Source organism: Fannyhessea sp. C0108B2, from assembly GCF_056583915.1.
In genome coordinates this window covers 60,304-80,298 of record NZ_JBWPJQ010000005.1, presented here as the reverse complement: position 1 = coordinate 80,298, position 19,995 = coordinate 60,304, and the positions used below count along the sequence as shown (strand labels likewise).

Genomic DNA, 19,995 nt, shown 5'->3' with positions numbered 1-19,995 from the left:
CAAATAAAATACGCTTTTATGCAAAGTTGCTACTGGTGTCCGCAATTTTTTAAAGTGAGTATATATGAATACAGAGAATTCTTTAACGTCCCCATTGCCAGAGGGTAAATCCTTGGCGGCGTGCGACCAAACGCGCGTGCAAACCATTTCGCAAAAATCCAATAGCGTACACGCGCGTTCGTATGGAAGATCTGCCTTTGAGGCGCGCCCCTGTACGCTTGAGCGTCAAGTTATGAAGTATGCCGACGGTTCGTGCCTTATTACCTGCGGAGATACGCGCGTGCTTTGTAGTGCAACGGTTGAAGACACTCTTCCTGCTTGGCGAAAATTATCTCACCTGGGATGGGTGAGTGCAGAATATGCTATGTTGCCTGCTTCGGCAACACGAAGAACACCGCGCGAATACAAGGGGAGAAAAGGCCGTTCGATGGAGATTGAGCGTTTGATTGGCAGAAGTCTTCGCTCGGTTGTTGATTTTTCTAAGTTAGGCGAGCACACCATAACTATTGATTGCGACGTACTGCAAGCAGATGGCGGTACACGCACTGCGTCAATTGTGGGCGCGTGGGTGGCATTGCATGACGCGTGCCGTAAGATGGTTGAAGCCGACAAGATTTCGCGTTGTCCACTTACGGGGCAAGTGGCTGCAATTTCAATGGGTATTGTGCATGGACAGCTGCTGGTTGACCTTGATTATCCCGAAGATAGCAATGCAGATGTTGATCTCAACGTTGTTATGCGCGACGACGGTGGGCTCGTTGAAATTCAAGGTACTGGTGAGCGCGCAACTCTTTCGCGCCACGATCTTAACGCACTGCTTGATGCAAGTGAGCCTGCGCTTACTAAGTTGTTTGCACTGCAAAAATCGGTTACCAATTTTTAAGCGCTTGTGCTGATTTTTAGCGAGCTCACTGCCGTGTTAATTCTTTGTTAGGATAAGATATATCCTTGTGAATTTGTTGCAAAGGAGCTTGTATGGCAAGCGTTGTTGACTTTGATCCAAAATCTACCATTGTTGTTGCAACGGGCAATGCCCATAAAGTTATCGAGATCGAAGCAATCCTTAAGCATGTCCTTCCGCAGTTTTCTTTTGTGGCGCTTCACGACTTAGGCTCTTTTGATGATCCTGTTGAAGACGGCGCTACTTTTTATGATAACGCGGTTATTAAAGCACGTCATGCGCTTGATGCGGTTGGTTGTATGTATGCACTTGCTGATGATTCTGGAATATGCGTAGACGCTCTGTCAGGCGCGCCTGGTATTTATTCTGCGCGTTATGCTGGCGAGCACGGTAACGATAAAGCTAATAATAAAAAATTATTGGAAGCCTTAAAAGATGTAGACGATGCTCACAGACGCGCACATTTTCACTGTTCTATTGTGCTCATAAAGCGCGAGCGCGACTCCTCGGTTGAACAAGTTTTTAGAGGTGAAGGCAATTGCTTGGGTTATATTGCCCATGAAGAAATTGGAACACAAGGTTTTGGATATGATCCGCTCTTTTTGCCCGATGCAGCCCAGGCAACGCATAGGTCTATGGCGCAACTTTCTGCCGACGAGAAAAACGCAATTTCTCATCGTCGTCGTGCGCTCGAAGATTTGGCGCTTAAGCTCCAATAGCCCGTGTTGGCTGGTTCGTGCTTTTTGCAATTGTAGTGCGAGCGTTCTGCAATTACGCTGTGCTTTGCAATCAAAGCGCACGTGTGTTTATGGAAATCTTCACAGCTCACGTGCCTTTCGTTCGCAACTGGTATTAAATAAAATACCAGTTAAAAAGGATTTTCTGTATAATTTAATACCAGTTACTCATTGTTGCTAAATTTTTTACCTACTTGCGCGACAATAAAAGTATACAAGGCGTTTTGCTGAGCCTTTGGCGCTCGCAATCTTTGCTGTTAAAACCTTTGTTGCTTGTCAGATTTGCGCGTTGATTATGGAGGACCTCATGAAGATTATTCGCACGCTCAATTACAACGATATGAGCCGTAAAGCTGCTAATGTTATTTCCGCCCAGGTCATTCTTAAGCCTAATTGTGTTTTAGGTTTGGCAACGGGTACCACTCCTATAGGCACCTATAATCAGCTGGCACAATGGTATAAAAAGGATGACATCGATTTTTCGCGCGTTTCTACGTATAACTTGGATGAATATCGTGGTCTTTCTCACAGTGATGTGCAAAGTTACCACTATTTTATGCGTAAAAACTTCTTTGACCACATAAATATTGATATCAACAACACGCATGTTCCCGACGGTTCTAATTTAGACGCCGAAAGCGCCTGCCGCTCTTATGATGAGCTGGTCAAGAAGGCAGGTTATCCCGATTTACAGTTGTTGGGTATTGGTCGTAATGGCCACATTGGTTTTAATGAGCCCGACGATCATTTTTCGTGTGGTACGCATTGTGTAGACCTTACCGAAAGCACTATTAACGCAAACAGCCGTTTGTTTGAGCGTAAGGAAGACGTCCCTCGTCAGGCATATACGATGGGGATCCAAACCATTATGTATGCTCGTATGATTTTGATTATTGCAAGCGGCGAAGATAAAGCTGATGCCGTATATGACATGTGCTATGGCGCTATCAATCCAAATTGTCCTGCCTCTATTTTGCAGTTGCACAATAATTGCGTGCTAATTGCCGATGATGCCGCGCTGAGTAAGTGTCCGCGTTAACAGAACTTAGATTTGACCATCCATGAATATTGTGCTGCTTGTGCATATGCGTGCTGATAACTAGTTTATGAATGTTGCGCGTTTGTACACGCTCGTCTGCAGGTTTGTATGGTAATACTACGGTTTTTTTGCGTAAATGCACAAACTGTAATACAATACTGATTTGCGCTATGTCGCTATGTACGAGTTTGTGTTATAAATGCAAGCAAAAGAATCTAATCTAGTGATTGGGTTCTTTGAGCTTTGTGTATTCCCATTATCTGGTACTTATTTAGGCACGCGCAGCACCTAATGTTAGCGTGTGTATGTTTTCCTAACGCAAACTTGTTACGGCAACTGTTTAAGACAACAGCACATCCAAAGCGCTACCTGTATTGAGTGGAGGCATGTATGGATAGTTTAACACCTTCTAGTCTACGTGTTGAGGATATTCGCGAAAAATTAAAAACACTTGAACAGCAGCGCATTAAAGTTCGAGCTAATATGGGTAGATCGCGCGTGGTCGATCGTATGGGCATGCTGGTAGGAGTTCACCCGTCACTGTTTGTAGTAGAAACCGAAGAGCGTCGTGGCCGTGTTGAGCGTCAATCGTTTCAATATGTTGATGTGCTAACGGGTGCGGTTGAGCTTTTTGACGCCGATACGGGAGAGCGCCTGTTTGACTGCGTTGTAGAAGAATTTTAGGCGCTGTAATCGTTTTGTATGAATAATTCGGTTACTTGTTGCGCATCGTATCAAGACGTTGCGCCTGCTTACGCAAAAATTAATCTTCACTTAGGAATATATCCGCATAACGTTGGCGAAAGTGGTTATCATCGTGCCGACTCGGTTATGGCTGCACTTGAGCTGGCGGATATGGTAACTCTTAGCTATAACGAGCACGCTCAACAAAATACGGTTGTCATGGGTGCAGGCCCTGATGTTGCCATGAAGGATAACACGGCGTTTCGCGCGCTTGAAGCTATGTGTCAAACATTTCATAAACAGCCAGCATATACCGTAACTATACAAAAACATATTCCAGCGCAAGCTGGCTTGGGCGGCTCAAGCTCAGATGCAGCCACCACTATTAAGTTGCTGTGCAAATTTTGGGGGATAGATGCCCTTGACGCGCGCGTGGTGCGCGTGGCGCAATCTATTGGTGCAGATGTTGCCTTCTTTTTACGCCCTATTCCTGCGTACTTAAATGGTGTTGGAGCAACACTGCAAGAATCTTTTGAACATGTACCCTCAATTCCCTGCGTTATCGTTCGTCCTCAGGCAGGAGTGAGCACCCCTGTTGCATATCGTCTTTTTGATGAATATGTTCAGGCTGAGGCGGGGGCAGAGCCGGGTTCAGAGCTTAAGATAAGGTTACAGCCAGAATTAAGCCAAGAGTTACGCCCAGAATTAAATCCAGAGGCAGGAATACAATCATTTATGCCTCAATCGCCCGATAGGATTATTCAGGCTTTGCGTGTGGGCGATGTTTTGGCACTTAATGAGCTTTTGTATAATAACTTGGCCGAGGCCGTTATCCAGCACGTCGCGGATATTCGCGAAGTTTTGGCGTGGTTGCGTGTGCAGCAAGGCATTTCTCATCCTTGCGTGACGGGTTCGGGAAGTGCGGTTTTTGCATTTGCCCAAAGTTCTGCTATTTGTGATGAAATTGCTCAAAAGGCTTCCAAAATGCGGAATTGGTGGGTATATTCTACTAAGACACTTGGATTAAATCGCGTTTTTTGATACAGTAAGCACGCGCGTACAGCTGTTTAATGTGCTGTATCATGTGTTTTGTTTTGTCGGGTTGTGGCTCAGCTTGGTAGAGCGCTCGGTTCGGGACCGAGAGGTCGCTGGTTCGAATCCAGTCAACCCGACCATTTTTTCTCCCCGTAAGATAATAGGTGCATTAGCGGTGGTGAGCGGCGCTTTTGGCATTAAGCGTAAAAATAAAGCTCGTAAAAACACCAAGTAATTGTTAACTTGTGCGTTTATGGGCGAACAAAAGCTATAAACAACTTGAATAGTTTTATATGCCCCCTTACACAAATCATCTTGTAAGGGGGCACAGTTTTTGCGGTGCCTTATGAGAGAAAACAGGGCATAGATTCGATTTTGCGGTTCTGCTGCATGGAGTCTGGTAATCGTGCTTATATGCAATTTTTTTACTGAACAATGCAGCTAGGATTTTGCAAATCAGCCGTTTTAAAGTGCCATGTGTAATAATTCAAGAACTACACCCAGTGTAGAGCTTACATAATTATTATCGTAACAATTCGCCAAGTGCTGTAATATAAATGGCCAGTGCTTTCTTTAAGGCATTTTCTGAAATTCCTTCGTTTGCCGCGTGAATACTTCCCAGCCATGATGGAGTATTGCTGTCTTCTAGGTGTTCTGGTCCAAATGCAACTGCATATGGAAAGTGTTTGGCATAGGTTCCGCCGCCAAGAGTAATTGGCTGCTCATCTGGGGCTGACCATTCATGATAGCTGGAGAGAAGAATTTGAATCTCCTTTTGTTTGGGGTCTACGAACATACAATGCCCACGATGTGTTTCTTGTAATAAAGCGCCATGTTGTGAACAGGTTTGACTGAGCTTTTTATAAATGGCGTCAGGATTTGTCGATTTTGGAAATCTGCAGTCAATACTTTGAATGAGTTTTCCATCACGCGTGCCAATAACGCCACTAATGATAGTAAGAGGAGAAAAAATGTCGTCTACTGCATCAATGTTAAGTAATGAGCCATCCCATTTATGATATATTTTTCTCTGCAACTCAAGCCACGTTTTCTCTGGTGCAGTATAAATCCCATGGTCATAAAGATAGTCAACAAGAATACCGATCGCACTTTTTGTCTTTTGGGGCTCTGATGCATGTCCGCCAATGCCTATAGCATGTAGACATACGCTATCAGTACTTACTTGTGTAATTGAAATATTTTCTTGTTTTATAAGTTTGTCTGCTTGGCCACGTATTATTACATCTGCTTCGGACGCAACTGCATTACGGACAGTTCCCCCTTCGAATTTAACAATGCGGCCATCCTTAACTAAAGGAAAAGATATTTCTGCATTGTAAGTTCCTTTTTCTCCTATCACAACAGGCCAATATGAATCAGGAGTAAAAAGAAAATAGGGATCTTCAAAATGGGCTCGGTAATACTTGAGATCTTCCATTCCGCTTTCTTCGTTAGTCCCAAATATGATGCGTAAATCAGAATTTATTTCCTGTTTGTACTCTGTAAAAAAGTGAGCTGCCCACAGAGCAATAATTGATGGGCCTTTATCGTCCACAACGCCTCTTCCGCATAAATAACCGTCCTTTTTTGTAAGCGCGTATGGTTCAAAGCTCCAGCCAGCACCAGCAGGGACAGTATCGACATGTGAAAAAACGGCTATCTGCTTTTTGTTTTTACGGTTAGAAGTTGCTTGCTTTAGATCTGCGCACCCAACATAGCCCTCATAATTGTGTGTAGCAAAGCCTAGTCGTGAAGCAATATTCAATATTTTGGTGAGAGCCTGCGCTACGTCTGGACCCCATGGTTGTCCACTTGTTGCGCGTTCTTTATCCATTGTGCTTGGTATTACTACCATTTGTTGAATGTCTTCTAAGATTTCATTCCAATGAGCATCAATATAGTGCTCTATAGTGGTTTTTTCGATATACATTACAGCTTCACCTGACCTAAAAAATTAATTAGAGCTTGATATGATATTGGTTGCTGATATTTTTCTTGCATGCTAAATACCTTGTATAAATAAGAAAAAATCGTATTTTTGTCTTGTTGATGAGCGCTTGCAAGCACTATCAATATGATTCGTATCTCTTCTTCGTCTTCATAAAGTGGCGGATCTAACATAATTGCAAATAATCTAAATGTATTTGAATATACCTCCGTTACACAGTGCGGAACAGCAATTGTATTAAAACAAAGTCGGTTTGATTGCGTTTCTCGTTTTTGTATGCTTCTACCTTCTTGTTCTGTCATACATTTGCGGCTTATAAAAAGACCCAGTGCCTCTTGCAGCACATCTTGGTACTGCTTGTTAGAAGTCGTAAGTATGCAAAAATGTTCTTGAGGAAGCATTTGGGTGATAGTTTTACAATAATTGGCATATAACAATCTTTTTTGTAAAAGACGTAAATCGTCTTCTCTTATAATTCCCCGATAAGAAAAGTCCCATGGCAGTTCTGTAACATCTGAAATTGAAATCGAGTCATCATAAATCAGTACATCAAATTTCTTATGAGAATACATTTGTTTAGCTTCTAAATAAGTGTTAACAATTGTAATATTTGAATCCATAAAAATTTGTTTTATAACTGATAAATTTACCTGTTCTAATGATTTACGCGTACATAAAAGAAGAATATTCGTTTGGGCACTGGTTAGATTTACATGAGTGCCTATTACGTATAAAGCACAAAGTTCGGGGACAACGAACATGTCCTTGCGCTGTGCTTCAAGATATTCGCAATACATATATGCAAAATCAAATTCGAAAGGGTAACTGCGTTGTAATTCTTCAGCTTGCGTGAAAAATTCGTCGTTCATTAAGGTGGGAAAGAGCGCTTCGCGAACAATGTGATCAAATATTCGTGATTCTAAATCGAACGTTTTGTTATACATACCGTGTGCATGTAATAAGTCATGAGCTTTTTGTTCCAAAACATCACGATGTGCGGTTAGCCAAGTAAAAAGATTTTTCTTTTTACAAAAATAGTCTTTAATAGCGTTGATGCGTTCCTTTTGATAAAGTGCTTCTCGAGAGACAACACCTGCGGTAATGAGCGCTGCTTCCACTTGAAGCATAACTTGTCGCGGCGTAACCCAGCTATTTACGCATTCTTCATAATTATTAATTTCGCAGCGCAACAGACCTACTGCAGACGGCATGTGTACCGTATATTTAGAAACGATATGCTTTGCATGTTTATATTTTACCAAAAGAGCAGCTAATAAATCCGCAGCTTGCATTTTATAAAAACACATTTCAAGTCCATGACCTGTTCGCGGTTTTATTTGTAGAACAGCCTTATACTGAGCGTTTATTACCTTTATTGCATTACGTATGCGCGTGGGGGATAAAAAAGTTTTTTCGATAAGTTGTTGCATGGTTGGATGCGTGGAGCACAGCAATACAAGTAGTACTTCGGTTGGCTCATCACATATATCTTCAAGTAGCTGTTCAAGCGCGGCGATCGATCCAACTTCTAAATGATAGTGCGATGAAGTGTCGATATATCCTGCTCCGCATGCCTTTAATACACTATTTGCGTGTCTTATGTCTCTAAAAATTGTACGTTGAGAAACGTTGAGGGTTGCTGCAAGTTCTTTTCCGTTGACATTGCGCGTACGAAGATATGCAACAAGGCGCTTCTCACGATTATTTAACCGCATAACCCCCTCACTCCTTTATAAAAGCCATCAAGACCTTGTAAGAGCTTAGACCTTGGGCAACCAACACACATGCGCATAAATGCATCATTGCCGTAAACTGAGCCACTCATGATGCCAACTTTACCATAGTCAACGCATGCTTGTTGCAACGCTAAAGAGGTGACATGCAGAGATGAGATATCAATCCATGCCAAATATGTTGCCTGTGGAATCATAAACTTTATGTTTGGCAAATGTTCGTTAAAATATGTTTCGATGCATTTCATATTTAGTTTTATATAGTTTGTAAGTTCATCAACGTAGTAGGCACAGCTTGTATAGGCAGTTGTTTGTGCATACATGCCAAAAATACTTACACTTGATAAAGCGTTTTTTTGTTTGAGTTCATATAAAAATGAATCTTTTACATCATTGTCAGGTAAAAATGCATATGAACCAATAAGGCCAGGTATATTAAAAGTTTTAGATGCTGAACACAGCAGAGCAACATGCTTTATTGTGTAATCTGTGATTGGTGAGTATGGAACATCTTGCAAAATAATATCACGATGTATGTCATCAGAAATTATGAAAGTATTGGTTTCTTTGGCTATTGATACAATTGCTTTGAGCTCGTCTTTTGTAAATACTTTACCAGTTGGATTATGCGGATTTGTAAGCAGGAGTAATTTTACGTTTGGATCAGAGCATGCCTTGAATAAGTCATTCTGGTCAAAAGTAAAAATATTATTTGAAGCGTTGAGCTGTACGGGGCATATTTTTCTTTGATTTGACTGTATGGTGTTAAAGAACGCATCATACATTGGATTAAATACCGCCACTGAATCGCCGGGTTCAGACAGCATGCGTATGAGCGTTGCAAGTGTCCATATAACACTTGGTGAATAAACTATCCAGTTGGTGTCAACATAAGAACCCCCGCGTTGCATAAACCACGTAGCAATGGGTTTTTTAAAATCATCATGATTCCATCGTGTATATCCAAATATGGGGTGCTTAAGGCGTTCATTCAATGTTTCGATAATTTCAGGAGGTACTGCAAAATCTGTATCTGAAATTGAAAAGGGGATTATATCATTACGACCAAAGCGATCGGCAATGTAGTCCCATTGTGTGCTGTATGTGTTATGACGATCAATAGGGGAATCAAAGTCAATGTTCATCATTTTTATCCGTCTATCCAATGTGTTAAAAGCTATGTTTCTGCGAAACAAAGCGACCGTAGGCTTATGGATGAATATATCACATGGCTAACAGCGCACACGAATAAAAACAATAGATTCGCGTGCGCTGTATAACGGCTTAAGAATTGTTGCTAGCGTTACGACGTTTTAACCATGCTGATTTAAAGACAATAACAAATACAACATTTAAAACGAGACCTATTATTAACGCAACATAGTAATTGGGAGCTGGAGTGATGAGTCCCAACAAAGGATCAAACACGCCAATACCAGGTGCTAAACGCTGAACACCAAGTGCCATAGAAGCAATGCCAGCAATTCCTCCACTAAGAACATTTGCTGAAATCATAGGAAGTGGAGCTGCGAGCGCATAAGGTATTGCAGGCTCGGTTGCTGTTGTTGCTCCTACGATAAGCGCAGGCCATGCAGCATCGCGTTCGGCAGACGTAAAAAGTGTAGGCTTAATCCAGGTGGCTATAGCTGCAGCCATAGGAGGCAGCAATGTTACAACACCTACGATTCCGTACCATTCATAAATACCCGTTGAAACCAGCGAGAATGAGAAGAACCAAGCTGCTTTATTAACAGGGCCACCCATATCAAATGCAAGCATTGCACCAACAAGGAACGCTGCAATAAATTTTGCTTCAGGGGGTATCGTTTGAAGCATGTTCACCAATGCGGCCATAACACTTGCGGCAATTGGTCCGATAATATAATAGGTAAGCAGGCCAAATAAAAGCAGGCTTATAAATGGGATAATCAAGAAGCCCATTAATCCCTGAACATTCTTTGGCAGTTTTATTGATTTTAATAAGAGCGCAAAATGTCCAACGAGTAAACCAATCAAAACAGCACCCAAAAATCCTGCGCTTGTTGGTGTTCCAAGAATCTTTGGACTATTTGCAAGATATGAGCAGATAAAAGCTGGCGCAAGTGCAGGTTTACCACCTATGGATTTTGCGATATAACCACCCATAATTGGAACCATGAATGAGAAACCAAGTCCACCGATTTCGTTAAGAATCCATGCAATACTTGCGGTTTGCCCATCTGCTGGTGGTAAATTTGGTGCTCCAAATTGAGCCATGATTGAGCCTATGGCCATAAGGAGACCGCCACCAATAACAAAAGGCAAGGCTCCTGACACTCCAGCCATTAAATGAGCTAAAAGATTGTTTACGTTTGTATCATTGCCAGCTCGTCCGCCGAGATCAACGTTTGTTGCGCGGTATACATGAGCATTAGCATCCAAATTTTTAAAGATGGTATCAAGCTCTTTGAATGCTTTTGATACGGGCAACTCTATTACTTTTTTGCTGTCAAAACGAACTCGTTCTTCGTCGCTCATTCCTTTGCCAAGAGCGAGGATAACATAATCTGCCTGCTTGATTTGCTCAGCAGTAAGTTTATGTTCTACGCCATTGGCGCCCTGCGTTTCGACGTTTACTTTATAACCCGCCGCCTCGGCCGTATTTTTTATAGCCTCGGCAACCATATATGTATGGGCAATGCCTGCAGGACAATTGGTTACGGCAACAATGGATTTTGACATATACTTACCTCCTATACAGCCTGCTGTTACGCCTAATAGAATTACTTGTAGATATTCAAGACAAACAGCGTAATGAATATCTAACTAAATTAAGTATCTCTTAAATGGCATTTACAGTTAATAACCAATTTGTCGCTACTGTATGACATATTATGAATGATGGATTTGAGGATGTCTTGTCTTGGGTTGAAGGTATCTCTGTTATGCTGGGCAATCAAACAGCTTCCTTAGATAACTACGTGGTACTACGTTTAGCATTCTGCGATAAATTAAATTCATTAAGGTGCGATTAAGGTAAACAGACTATTATCTTAAATTTCAATAGTGAATCAAGCTCACTCAAAGAGAGAAAATAAATATTAGTTAAGACTGGCGCACCACGAACGTATAGTATCAATGGTGCGCCGCGTCTATATAGTTAAGCGTCTTATGAGATTATCGATAGTAATTCGTAACAATCCTTTTCAGATATCCCATACTCACCTATTTCTGACGGATAGCTTTTAAAGGGGTGATAATCACTACCGCCACTTACTTTTAAACCATAAGTTTTTGCAAATTCTCTTGCTTTTGCACAGTCATTTTCGTTCATAGTTACGTGAGAAATTTCTATTCCTTGCAGGCCAAAATCAACATATGTTTTCACATCGGGAAAACTATCATAAAAGTTTGGATGCGCTAGGATTGGAATTCCACCATCATGTAAAATAGCTTGAATTCCTTGCTCAACATCAACGTAGCTCATTAAATCATCTGCTGAGGTGTGTTTCGTTTTCATAAAATGTTGCTTATAAAAACTTTCATCTATATTTGGATACTTGTTTTGCAGTGCTTTAAAAATGTGAATCTTCGAAACCGTTTGTGAATGAGAAAAACTCAACACGTATTCATAGTCTATATCGTAACCAGCTTTTTTAAGTTCATCGATTATTATCCTATGACAAGCGTTTCGGCCTTCGCGTATTTGAGCAGTTATTTTATTAAGTTGCGGTGTTTTGCCGGTAATACCAAGGCCAATAATATGCACCTTCTTTTTAGCACATGAATTATAGCAACTTAGCTCAACGCCACGTATAAGCTTAATATCGTAGCCATCTGCTATATCTTGACACATATCAAGATGGAAGAGTGTATCATGATCGGTAATTGCAACAACTTTGACCTGGTTTTCTTTTGCCATATACAAAACTTTATTTGGACTGAAAAGACCATCACTATAGTATGTATGAATATGTAAATCAGCATAAAACATGACTATTTTCCTTTCAGAACTTGCTAATCAAAAGTGTATAAAAAGATGATCATTGCGTGTCTGAGTCAAATTCTTTTATGTCATCAAAACCAATAATAAGCGTCAATACAAATGTTGCAATAATTGAGATAATAAAACCTATTACAGCATTAATAAAATTATACGGGTTATCCCCAATAAACATTGGTAACGAGAGGAATCCAGGAACAGCCATTGCATAAGCTTTGACACCCGTTAGTCCTGTGTATACACCTCCGATTACTCCTCCTAGAAATACCGCTATAAGAGATCTTTTTGCTTTAAGTATTACTCCAAATAAGGAAGGCTCAGTTATCCCACTTAAAAGCGTAGTGAAAGCAGCTGAGAAAGCAATCTGTTTAAATCTTTTATTTTTTGTTTTAAATGCAATTGCCAACGCTGCGGCACCTTGAGTCATATTGCCTGCTATGTAGGCAGTACGGAATAATGGCTCATAACCTAAGGTTGTATATATTTGAATACTAAGCGGTGTAAGAGCGCGGTTAAGCCCAGTAAGCACGCAAAATGGAAGAAGACCACCAAGAATACCTACCGCCAGCCAGCCAACTTTATCATACATAATCGTTACGAGATCTCCCAGACCTTGTCCAACCCAATTGCCGATTGGGCCTAGTAACCATAAAGTCAGAGGCACTATTATAAGCATCTCAATCAGGGGTTTAATAAAAATCTTTATTATTTTAGGTGAAAGCTTGTCTGCTATAGGTTCGATTTTCGATAAAACCCAAACCATTACAATAATGGGTAAAATAGTGCCGCTATAATTAACCTTAGCAACAGGTATTCCTAAAAATAAAAGCGACTGTTCGCTCAATAATTTTATAAAGGTCGGATGGATGAGAACGCCTGCACAAACAGTGGCGAGAACCAGATCTGTTTTGAAATACTTGGCTGATAAAAAGGCCGTTATGAGGGGCATAAAGTAAAATATAGAATCGCTTATTAAGTTTAAAACTGAATAAGTTGGATCAGTAGGCGATAATAGTCCTATTTTCGATAGCATTAACAAAACAACTTTTAACATACCAGCAGCGGCAAGTGCTGGAACGAGAGGCGTCAAAATCTGGGAAAAACCATTTAAAAGATTCATTAATATAGTACTAAATTTTTTATGAATTGGCATATCCTCATTGTGTTGACAAACTTTATTGTTTTCGGGGTTTTCATGAGCATCTAAAGATTGCTGTTTATTTATCGACAGCTCAATTAGACGAGACATTTCGTTTACTTTATCTGCCCCAACAATAAGTTGAATCTGTCCACTTCCCTCTGCGATTCCCATAACTTCCGAGATAGAATTTATCTCTTTTTTATTAAGTTTGTTCACATCGTCAAGAGTGAAGCGTAATCGTGTGGCGCAGTGTACAAAGGTTTTAATATTGTTTACGCCGCCAACTCCTTTAATTATATCTTGGCAAGCATCTTCATAGCTCATTTTTACCTCCCAACAGCTAACATGCCTTAACTTATAAGGAAATCCTCATGATTCACGTTATCATCAAAAACTTCATTATGCTAATCTTTAAAGTACGGGCGGTATTTAATTTACATGTGTAAAATTATGCTCAAGTATTACTCAAATAGGGTGGGGTATTTTTCCATGTACAATAGAGATATCTTTTTATATGAAGTTGCACGTATGTATTATAAGGACAGAAAGACACAAACTGAAATTGCGGGCGATCTTGGTATTACAAGGCCAACCGTTGCAAAATTACTTAAAGAGGCCGTTGATTATGGCGTGGTTGGTATATCGCTTAGGCGACCTAATGATCGATATGCTTATCTTACCAGTAAGCTTTGTGATTTATATAACCTTAAATCAGTTGTCATATGCCAAAATGACGGAGATATAAAAACTAAATACAATCTTTCACAAATCCTACTACCTAATTTGAAGAAGATGCTCGAGCAATCAAATACTATCGGTGTAGGTTGGGGTTCAACTATTTACGAAATCGTGAATTCTCTGCCCACGCTAACTACGTCTGTAAGCCACGTTGTTCCACTTGTTGGTGGCTTTGGTATAGACAATCCTCAATATCATGCTAATTACATTGCCTCCAAACTTGCTGAGAAATTAAGTACAAGTTTCTTGTATTTTTATGCCCCTGCGGTAGTCGATAGCGCACAAATGGCGCATATGCTTATGGATTCAGTATTTATTAAAGATGTGATTGATAAAGCGAGATCGGTTGAGCTTGCGATAGTCTCACCTGATGTGATAAATGAAGGATCTTCGCTCAAAAGGTTCGGCTATATGACATCCGCTGAAGTTACTGAATATCAAAACGCAGATATTACTGGTAATATCTTATGCTCATTTTTCAATCGGTTTGGCAAAGAGGTATCAACGGCATTATCGAAAAGAATGGTGGGTCTTCATCTTCAAGATTTAAAGTTTATACCAAGGGTTTTGCTGCTCGCTTGTGGTGTTAAAAAAAGTCTTTCAATAACGGGTTTGTTACGCTCTGGTGTAATTACTGATTTGGGAATAGACATTAATTTAGCAGAAGAACTTATTCTGGATTATGGTTTACATATGCCAAAATAAGAGATTATAGAACAGAACACATCTCCCTTGCCGAGGCCTCAGAAAGGGAGATGACATTTATATCCAGATATACCTATGTTTCCAACCCATACGGTGTAAGACAGCCCTTCTAGGCAACGATCGAGTCTCCTTGATTTACTGAGCCGCTGGTTTTAAAGCTGATGGACTGCTGTTGTGCGTCGGTAATAATAGTCATAATGCTCATATTATACGTTTGGGAAAGTTTCTTCACATCAACTTCTACCATTGGTTTTCCTGCCTTGACTGTATCGCCTTGGCGTACGTCCAAAACGCGCAAACCTTCACCATGAGCTTCAACCGTATTGATACCTATATGGACAAGTATTTCAACTCCATCGGGGCGCGTAATGCCAAAAGCATGCCCCGTTGGGAATAAAGCAGATACGCTCCCATCGGAAGGCGAGCACACCGTAATAGTGTCTTCAAGAGGGACAATTGCACATGTTTCACCCAGCATTTTCTGTGCAAAAACAGGATCGGGAAGCGTGGCGGCATCAATGAGCTTACCTGAACAGCAGGCAATAATATCGGTGCTCGTGCTGTCAGAAGCGCTGTCATGTGTTACATCTGGTGTTGCTTGTGCGCCTGCGCGCTCATTACAAGATGATGCTTCAGGTGAGTGCTCCAACGGATTTTTGCACGAGCTGGTTTTAATCAAATGTTTAAACACATTAAACATGGTGCTCTCCCTCCCTTTCGTTCTTTGGTATGTGTTTGACAATACGAGTTTTACTTAAATAGGTAAAGTTTTTCTCGTAATCGCTTACCGCAAATGCCGTATATAAGATATCAATAATGTTGAGCTGCGAAATTCTGCTACTCATTGCAGCACTTCTAAAAAGCGATTCATTACTGGTGGTATAGAGCAAAACATCGGCCAGTTTTGAAATGGGCGATTCGATACAACGTGTTATCGCAATAATAGGAGTATTATTGTGCTTTAATATTTCGGCGCATGTTAGTGTTTCTGCTGTTTGTCCTGAATATGAAATTACTATTCCTACGTCTCGAGAGGTGCTATTACGTGCTGTTATAAGCTGAAGGTGCCAGTCATCGTTAATTAAACAAGTTTTATTTACGCGCAAAAATTTGAGATTAGCATCTTTGGCGGCAATAAGAGAAGCACCAAGTCCAAACAATAAAATACGGTCGCAGGCTTGCAAAAGTTCAACGGCTTTTTCAATAGTTTCTGGATCAATTAAACGCAGCGCATCATACAGAGAGTGAATATTTTTGAGCGTAATTTTTTTGATAATGCTTTCGGGCGTATCGTTTTGTTTGATGTCTTTGGTATCAAGAGGAAGAATAAGCTTTTCGGTTGCAAGTTCTCGAGTAAGTTCGGTCTTAAATTCTTTAAAGCCCTCAAAGCCAATAGACTTACACATTCTAACCACTGCAGCCGGAGATACAAATGAGCGTGCAGCAAGTGCCTTTACCGACAAGCGATTACTTTCATGAGGGCATTGCAACACGTATCGAGCCACAGCTTTTTCTGCAGGGTTTAGGAATCCAATATTTTCTCGTAAACGAATTATAATATTTTTCATAGGATATTACCTGCGCTTTCTTATAATCGTAATCGTATCACGCCTTATTGGTGCTGCACAATTTAAAGTCCGAAAAATCATAAGTTGAAATAAAGTTTCACGCTTGCGCGCAAATCTTGAAATAAAGTGAAGTCTTAATACACTTAAAGCAAGGAAGGCGTGCGGTGCTATTTATGAGCGCAATACTTATTACGCACAATCATTTATTACGCCAAGTACGTCAGCACATAATTTTTTGAAAGGATGCATGACGTGGACATACAGTTAGACACTATGACAACCGAAACTCGTAATCCTCGGACAATGGGACTTGATCAAATGAGTGCCTTGCAGATCGCGTCCATTATGAACGAAGAAGATGCGCGCGTTCCTCAGGCAATTCGTCCTGAACTTGAAAAAATTGCTTTAGTTGCGCAGCGTGGTGCTACGGCCATAAGTTCACATCATCGCATTTTTTACATGGGAGCAGGAACAAGCGGAAGGCTTGGTGTATTGGATGCAGCTGAGTGTCCTCCAACATTTGGTGTTACAAAAGATGTTGTTATCGGCCTTATCGCAGGTGGGGAATCAGCTCTTATCGATGCGGTAGAAGGCGCCGAAGATTCACGAGAGTTGGGTGCTTTAGATCTTAAAAATCGCAATCTTACCTCGGACGATATAGTTGTTGGTCTTGCGGCAAGCGGGCGTACTCCCTACGTTATTGGCGGTCTTACGTACGCTCGCCAACAGGGATGTTTTACAGCTTCAATTACCTGCAACAAAGATTGTGAAATCTCGCGTCTTGTTGATGTTGCAATTGAGGCAGTTGTAGGGCCAGAAGTTCTTACAGGCTCAACGCGCCTAAAATCGGGAACTGCTCAAAAGCTTGTGCTCAATATGATTTCTACCACAGCTATGATTTTGTCTGGAAAAGCATATCAAAACCTTATGGTAGATGTTTTACAAAGTAACGAAAAACTTAAAGTTAGAGCCAATCACATTGTTACCGAAGCTACTGGTGTTGATAGCCAGACCGCTGCTCGCGTTCTTCAAGAAGCACAGGGCAGCTGTAAGTTGGCGATCGTGATGATTTTGGGTTCATTTACACGCGCGCAAGCAGAAGAAAAACTTTCACGTGCGCATGGACATGTTCGAGAAGCTCTTGCGCAAGCATAGCTTGATCAGTTGCAAACGCTTATGCATAACCTCTATAGAGTGTTTGCATTATTGGGTGATAAGGGTATTAAAGAGTGTAAAGCTCACGAAAGGGAGGCTACCATGACCAATGAGGAACTGGTACAAAATGTATTAGTGCATTTGGGAGGTAAAGAAAATGTACGTTTGGCAACAAACTGTCAGACGCGTTTACGTGTTGAAGTTGCAGATGATGCCAAAATAGATGAGGATGCACTTAAAAATGTTGAAGGCGTGCTTGGCATTGTTCACGACCGCACAAATTATATTGAGATTGTGGTTGGACCTGGTAAATGCCGTAAATGCGCTGATATCTGTGCTGCTATGGGTATTGCAACTTCGGAAGAAGGCTTATCTTGTGATAACGACTGGAAAGCCAACAAAAAAGCTGTTAAGTCGCAGCAAAGTGACTCTCGCATAAGATTGATCCTTAAAACTTTTGGCGAAATTTTTGTTCCTCTTATTCCGGGTGTTATTGCCGCTGGTTTGTGTGCTGGTCTTTCGTCTCTTATTCAGCAGCTTAATCCTGGATGGAAATCGGACATGTTCTTTTCGGTGTTGATTCCATTCTTAGGACTTATTAACACGTCATTTTTGGCTTTTCTAACAGCATGGGTAGGCTATCGTGCTGCTGAAAAATTTGGAGGAACTCCAATTTTAGGTGGTATGCTGGGTATGATTACTGGTCTTCCAGCAATTAACGACATCTCTGCTGTTGTTGGTTTGTTTAATAAGACTCAGCCGTTGGATGCCATTTTGCGCTCTGGTCGCGGTGGTGTATTGGCTGCTGTTTTGGGCGTATTTCTGCTTGTTAAAATCGAAAAAGCTATTCGCGCTAAAATGCCCGATTCTTTGGATATCGTATTTACTCCAGTTTTAACGTTGATTGTTACCTTGATTCCTTATATTTTTATTGTTATGCCTTTATGCGGATTTATTTCTTCGGGTATTTGCATGGGATTACAACAACTTTGCATGAGCTCGTCAATTGTTGTACGCATTATTGCTGGTTATATTTCAACTGCCCTGTTCCTTCCTTTGGTTGCTATGGGTATGCATCACGGTCTTGTTGCCATTTACTCTATTCAGCTTGAACAATTTGGCTATGTTACTTTGTATCCTGCGCTTGCTATGGCTGGTGCTGGTCAGGTTGGTGCCGCAATTGCAATTTATCTTAAAGCAAAGCGCGGTGGCAATAAACGTATCTGCAACGTAATTAAAGGTGCTTTACCTGCTGGTTTCTTAGGAATTGGCGAGCCTTTAATCTATGGTGTTACCTTACCTATGGGTCGTCCTTTCATTTCTGCAGGCCTTGGTGCAGGTTTTGGTGGCGCGCTTGTTATGGCTTTGGGCGTTGCAGCCACAACTTGGGGTCCTTCTGGCTTGCTTGCGTTGTTTGTTATGACCGCTGGTGAAGGCGGTGCCATTGCTTCGGTCTTAACTTATGGTGCTGGTTTGGTTGTTTCTTATATCATGGGATTTGTAATTACAAATATTATGGTAAAGAATGAGGAAGCCGCAAATGCATAAAAATCCACTTGGATGTGCGATTTCTTTAACCGAATATAATAAAACCAAAAAACTGCCTGCCGCTCTTTGTGCGGCAGGTGGTGTTTGTGTATTTATCTCACTCCATATAGAAGAAGAATTTTGCTCATCGTATACGCAGCAAGTTAAAGATTTATGCGCTTTGCTCTGTTCAAAACACGCGCGCATTCTTGCAGATGTTTCTCCAAAAACGCTTGAAATTTTTAAGATGAGCTCTTTTCTTGAGTTAAAGCAAACACTGGGCTTGTGGGCCTTACGTATCGACGATGGGTTAACTCCACAAGAAATTGCCGATTTGGCCAAAACGATGCCTATCGTTGTAAATGCTTCTACCATATGCCCTGATGACGCGCAATTGATTGTGCAATCTGCTCAAACTTCGTCAAATCCTTTGGTATATGCAATGCACAATTTTTATCCGCGTCCGCTAACTGGCTTGGATAGTGCGTTTTTTGATGAGTGCAATGACACCTTAAAACGCTTGGGTATGCATATTATGGCGTTTATCCCAGCGGATAAAGTTAGGCGCATTCCACTTCGAGAAGGCTTACCCACGCTTGAGCATCAGCGCACGCTTTCGCCGTATGTGTCTTTTGTTCAAATGAATATACGCTATGCGGTTGACGAGGTTTTTTGCGCCGATCCCGAAATCTCTTATTATGAACAAGCGCTGATAGATACCTTTATACAACAAGATATGCTTGTGATACCAGCTAAGCTTCGCTCAGGTTATGAATATTTGTATCGTAAGATTTTTACCTGCAGGAAGGATAGCCCTTCCTGGCTTGTGCGTTTTGAAGAATCGCGCCGGTATGCCTCGGATCAATCAAATGGTTCGCACGGTATTGAGCCCTTTTGTACAACTTTTCGCAAGCGTGGTTGTATCACGATGGATAACAAACATTTTATGCGCTATCAGGGTGAAATTGAACTTTTGCGTAACGATTTTCCAGCTGATGCGCGCGTGAATGTTATTGGACACGTAGACGAGCACTATGTAGAGCTTATTGACCTTATTGGGCGAGGAACACGCTTTATGCTTGTGCCTGCGCAATAGTTTGTT

At 41.2% G+C, this 19,995-nt stretch carries 17 protein-coding genes, 1 tRNA gene and 1 pseudogene; 10 read left to right on the top strand and 9 right to left on the bottom strand.

Going from position 1 to position 19,995, the window contains the following annotated elements; genetic code table 11:
• Positions 1–64: 64 nt before the first annotated feature.
• The 6 genes from rph (at position 65) to AC1DBT_RS03665 (ending at position 4,536) form a co-directional block, all read left to right on the top strand.
• A complete protein-coding gene (gene rph, locus AC1DBT_RS03690) occupies positions 65–883 on the top strand; it encodes a ribonuclease PH (RefSeq protein WP_480018630.1) in 819 nt (272 codons plus the stop codon).
• A 92-nt stretch (positions 884–975) separates the two neighbouring features.
• A complete protein-coding gene (gene rdgB, locus AC1DBT_RS03685; protein WP_480018629.1) occupies positions 976–1,620 on the top strand; it encodes an RdgB/HAM1 family non-canonical purine NTP pyrophosphatase in 645 nt (214 codons plus the stop codon).
• 325 nt (positions 1,621–1,945) lie between these two features.
• On the top strand, positions 1,946–2,677 hold the full coding sequence (nagB, locus tag AC1DBT_RS03680) for a glucosamine-6-phosphate deaminase (protein ID WP_480018628.1): 732 nt from the start codon (positions 1,946–1,948) through the stop codon (positions 2,675–2,677).
• Positions 2,678–3,067: 390 nt separating this feature from the next.
• On the top strand, positions 3,068–3,361 hold the full coding sequence (locus AC1DBT_RS03675) for a Veg family protein (protein WP_006303335.1): 294 nt from the start codon (positions 3,068–3,070) through the stop codon (positions 3,359–3,361).
• An 18-nt stretch (positions 3,362–3,379) separates the two neighbouring features.
• Positions 3,380–4,402 carry a 4-(cytidine 5'-diphospho)-2-C-methyl-D-erythritol kinase gene (locus AC1DBT_RS03670; RefSeq protein WP_480018627.1) on the top strand — a complete coding sequence of 341 codons (1,023 nt, stop codon included), beginning with the start codon at positions 3,380–3,382 and terminating at the stop codon, positions 4,400–4,402.
• A 57-nt stretch (positions 4,403–4,459) separates the two neighbouring features.
• A tRNA-Pro gene (locus tag AC1DBT_RS03665) sits at positions 4,460–4,536 on the top strand.
• Between the two features lie 383 nt (positions 4,537–4,919).
• Here AC1DBT_RS03665 and AC1DBT_RS03660 read toward each other — a convergent pair.
• From AC1DBT_RS03660 to AC1DBT_RS03630, 7 genes and pseudogenes are all read right to left on the bottom strand, one after another.
• A complete protein-coding gene (locus AC1DBT_RS03660; protein WP_480018626.1) occupies positions 4,920–6,326 on the bottom strand; it encodes a Sapep family Mn(2+)-dependent dipeptidase in 1,407 nt (468 codons plus the stop codon).
• Positions 6,326–7,774 carry a PTS sugar transporter subunit IIA gene (locus AC1DBT_RS03655; RefSeq protein ID WP_480018667.1) on the bottom strand — a complete coding sequence of 483 codons (1,449 nt, stop codon included), beginning with the start codon at positions 7,772–7,774 and terminating at the stop codon, positions 6,326–6,328. The genes AC1DBT_RS03660 and AC1DBT_RS03655 overlap by 1 nt, the downstream gene beginning before the upstream one ends.
• 177 nt (positions 7,775–7,951) lie before the next feature.
• A pseudogene (locus AC1DBT_RS03650) lies at positions 7,952–8,059 on the bottom strand (hypothetical protein); the annotation flags it as partial.
• Positions 8,050–9,225: a MalY/PatB family protein gene (locus tag AC1DBT_RS03645; protein ID WP_480018625.1), complete on the bottom strand. Its 1,176-nt coding sequence runs from the start codon at positions 9,223–9,225 to the stop codon at positions 8,050–8,052. The pseudogene AC1DBT_RS03650 and the gene AC1DBT_RS03645, both read right to left, overlap by 10 nt.
• Positions 9,226–9,361: 136 nt before the next feature.
• Positions 9,362–10,798, bottom strand: coding sequence for a fructose-specific PTS transporter subunit EIIC (locus tag AC1DBT_RS03640; protein ID WP_480018624.1), 1,437 nt, complete (start codon positions 10,796–10,798; stop codon positions 9,362–9,364).
• 427 nt (positions 10,799–11,225) lie between these two features.
• Complete coding sequence (locus AC1DBT_RS03635) at positions 11,226–12,050, bottom strand: PHP domain-containing protein (protein WP_480018623.1); 825 nt, start codon at positions 12,048–12,050, stop codon at positions 11,226–11,228.
• Between the two features lie 49 nt (positions 12,051–12,099).
• Positions 12,100–13,524, bottom strand: a complete 1,425-nt coding sequence (locus AC1DBT_RS03630; RefSeq protein WP_480018622.1) for a PTS transporter subunit EIIC — start codon at positions 13,522–13,524, stop codon at positions 12,100–12,102.
• A 165-nt stretch (positions 13,525–13,689) separates the two neighbouring features.
• Here AC1DBT_RS03630 and AC1DBT_RS03625 point away from each other — a divergent pair, with 165 nt between their 5' ends.
• On the top strand, positions 13,690–14,643 hold the full coding sequence (locus AC1DBT_RS03625; protein ID WP_480018621.1) for a sugar-binding transcriptional regulator: 954 nt from the start codon (positions 13,690–13,692) through the stop codon (positions 14,641–14,643).
• A 109-nt stretch (positions 14,644–14,752) separates the two neighbouring features.
• Here the strand turns inward: AC1DBT_RS03625 and AC1DBT_RS03620 are convergent, their stop codons facing one another.
• Both AC1DBT_RS03620 and AC1DBT_RS03615 read right to left on the bottom strand, forming a co-directional pair.
• The gene (locus AC1DBT_RS03620) at positions 14,753–15,343 is read right to left on the bottom strand and encodes a PTS sugar transporter subunit IIA (protein ID WP_480018620.1); all 591 of its coding nucleotides are present in this window, start codon (positions 15,341–15,343) and stop codon (positions 14,753–14,755) included.
• The gene (locus AC1DBT_RS03615) at positions 15,336–16,211 is read right to left on the bottom strand and encodes a MurR/RpiR family transcriptional regulator (RefSeq protein WP_311438952.1); all 876 of its coding nucleotides are present in this window, start codon (positions 16,209–16,211) and stop codon (positions 15,336–15,338) included. The genes AC1DBT_RS03620 and AC1DBT_RS03615 overlap by 8 nt, the downstream gene beginning before the upstream one ends.
• A 243-nt stretch (positions 16,212–16,454) precedes the next feature.
• On the opposite strand from AC1DBT_RS03615, the gene murQ reads away from it, so the two are divergent.
• The 3 genes from murQ (at position 16,455) to AC1DBT_RS03600 (ending at position 19,989) form a co-directional block, all read left to right on the top strand.
• A complete protein-coding gene (gene murQ / locus AC1DBT_RS03610) occupies positions 16,455–17,366 on the top strand; it encodes an N-acetylmuramic acid 6-phosphate etherase (RefSeq protein ID WP_480018619.1) in 912 nt (303 codons plus the stop codon).
• A gap of 102 nt (positions 17,367–17,468) precedes the next feature.
• On the top strand, positions 17,469–18,914 hold the full coding sequence (locus AC1DBT_RS03605) for a PTS transporter subunit EIIC (RefSeq protein ID WP_480018618.1): 1,446 nt from the start codon (positions 17,469–17,471) through the stop codon (positions 18,912–18,914).
• A complete protein-coding gene (locus AC1DBT_RS03600; RefSeq protein WP_480018617.1) occupies positions 18,907–19,989 on the top strand; it encodes a MupG family TIM beta-alpha barrel fold protein in 1,083 nt (360 codons plus the stop codon). Before AC1DBT_RS03605 ends, AC1DBT_RS03600 begins: the two co-directional genes overlap by 8 nt.
• Positions 19,990–19,995: the final 6 nt, after the last annotated feature.

Bases quoted from the DNA above. Each gene is read 5' to 3' on its own strand.
- AC1DBT_RS03600 (WP_480018617.1), top strand. From the start codon at position 18,907: ATGCATAAAAATCCACTTGGATGTGCGATTTCTTTAACCGAATATAAT.
- AC1DBT_RS03660 (WP_480018626.1), bottom strand. From the start codon at position 6,326: ATGTATATCGAAAAAACCACTATAGAGCACTATATTGATGCTCATTGG.
- AC1DBT_RS03645 (WP_480018625.1), bottom strand. From the start codon at position 9,225: ATGATGAACATTGACTTTGATTCCCCTATTGATCGTCATAACACATAC.
- AC1DBT_RS03635 (WP_480018623.1), bottom strand. From the start codon at position 12,050: ATGTTTTATGCTGATTTACATATTCATACATACTATAGTGATGGTCTT.
- AC1DBT_RS03675 (WP_006303335.1), top strand. From the start codon at position 3,068: ATGGATAGTTTAACACCTTCTAGTCTACGTGTTGAGGATATTCGCGAA.
- AC1DBT_RS03655 (WP_480018667.1), bottom strand. From the start codon at position 7,774: ATGCAACAACTTATCGAAAAAACTTTTTTATCCCCCACGCGCATACGT.
- nagB (WP_480018628.1), top strand. From the start codon at position 1,946: ATGAAGATTATTCGCACGCTCAATTACAACGATATGAGCCGTAAAGCT.
- rdgB (WP_480018629.1), top strand. From the start codon at position 976: ATGGCAAGCGTTGTTGACTTTGATCCAAAATCTACCATTGTTGTTGCA.
- AC1DBT_RS03620 (WP_480018620.1), bottom strand. From the start codon at position 15,343: ATGTTTAATGTGTTTAAACATTTGATTAAAACCAGCTCGTGCAAAAAT.
- AC1DBT_RS03670 (WP_480018627.1), top strand. From the start codon at position 3,380: ATGAATAATTCGGTTACTTGTTGCGCATCGTATCAAGACGTTGCGCCT.
- AC1DBT_RS03640 (WP_480018624.1), bottom strand. From the start codon at position 10,798: ATGTCAAAATCCATTGTTGCCGTAACCAATTGTCCTGCAGGCATTGCC.
- murQ (WP_480018619.1), top strand. From the start codon at position 16,455: ATGCATGACGTGGACATACAGTTAGACACTATGACAACCGAAACTCGT.
- AC1DBT_RS03625 (WP_480018621.1), top strand. From the start codon at position 13,690: ATGTACAATAGAGATATCTTTTTATATGAAGTTGCACGTATGTATTAT.
- AC1DBT_RS03605 (WP_480018618.1), top strand. From the start codon at position 17,469: ATGACCAATGAGGAACTGGTACAAAATGTATTAGTGCATTTGGGAGGT.
- AC1DBT_RS03615 (WP_311438952.1), bottom strand. From the start codon at position 16,211: ATGAAAAATATTATAATTCGTTTACGAGAAAATATTGGATTCCTAAAC.
- rph (WP_480018630.1), top strand. From the start codon at position 65: ATGAATACAGAGAATTCTTTAACGTCCCCATTGCCAGAGGGTAAATCC.
- AC1DBT_RS03630 (WP_480018622.1), bottom strand. From the start codon at position 13,524: ATGAGCTATGAAGATGCTTGCCAAGATATAATTAAAGGAGTTGGCGGC.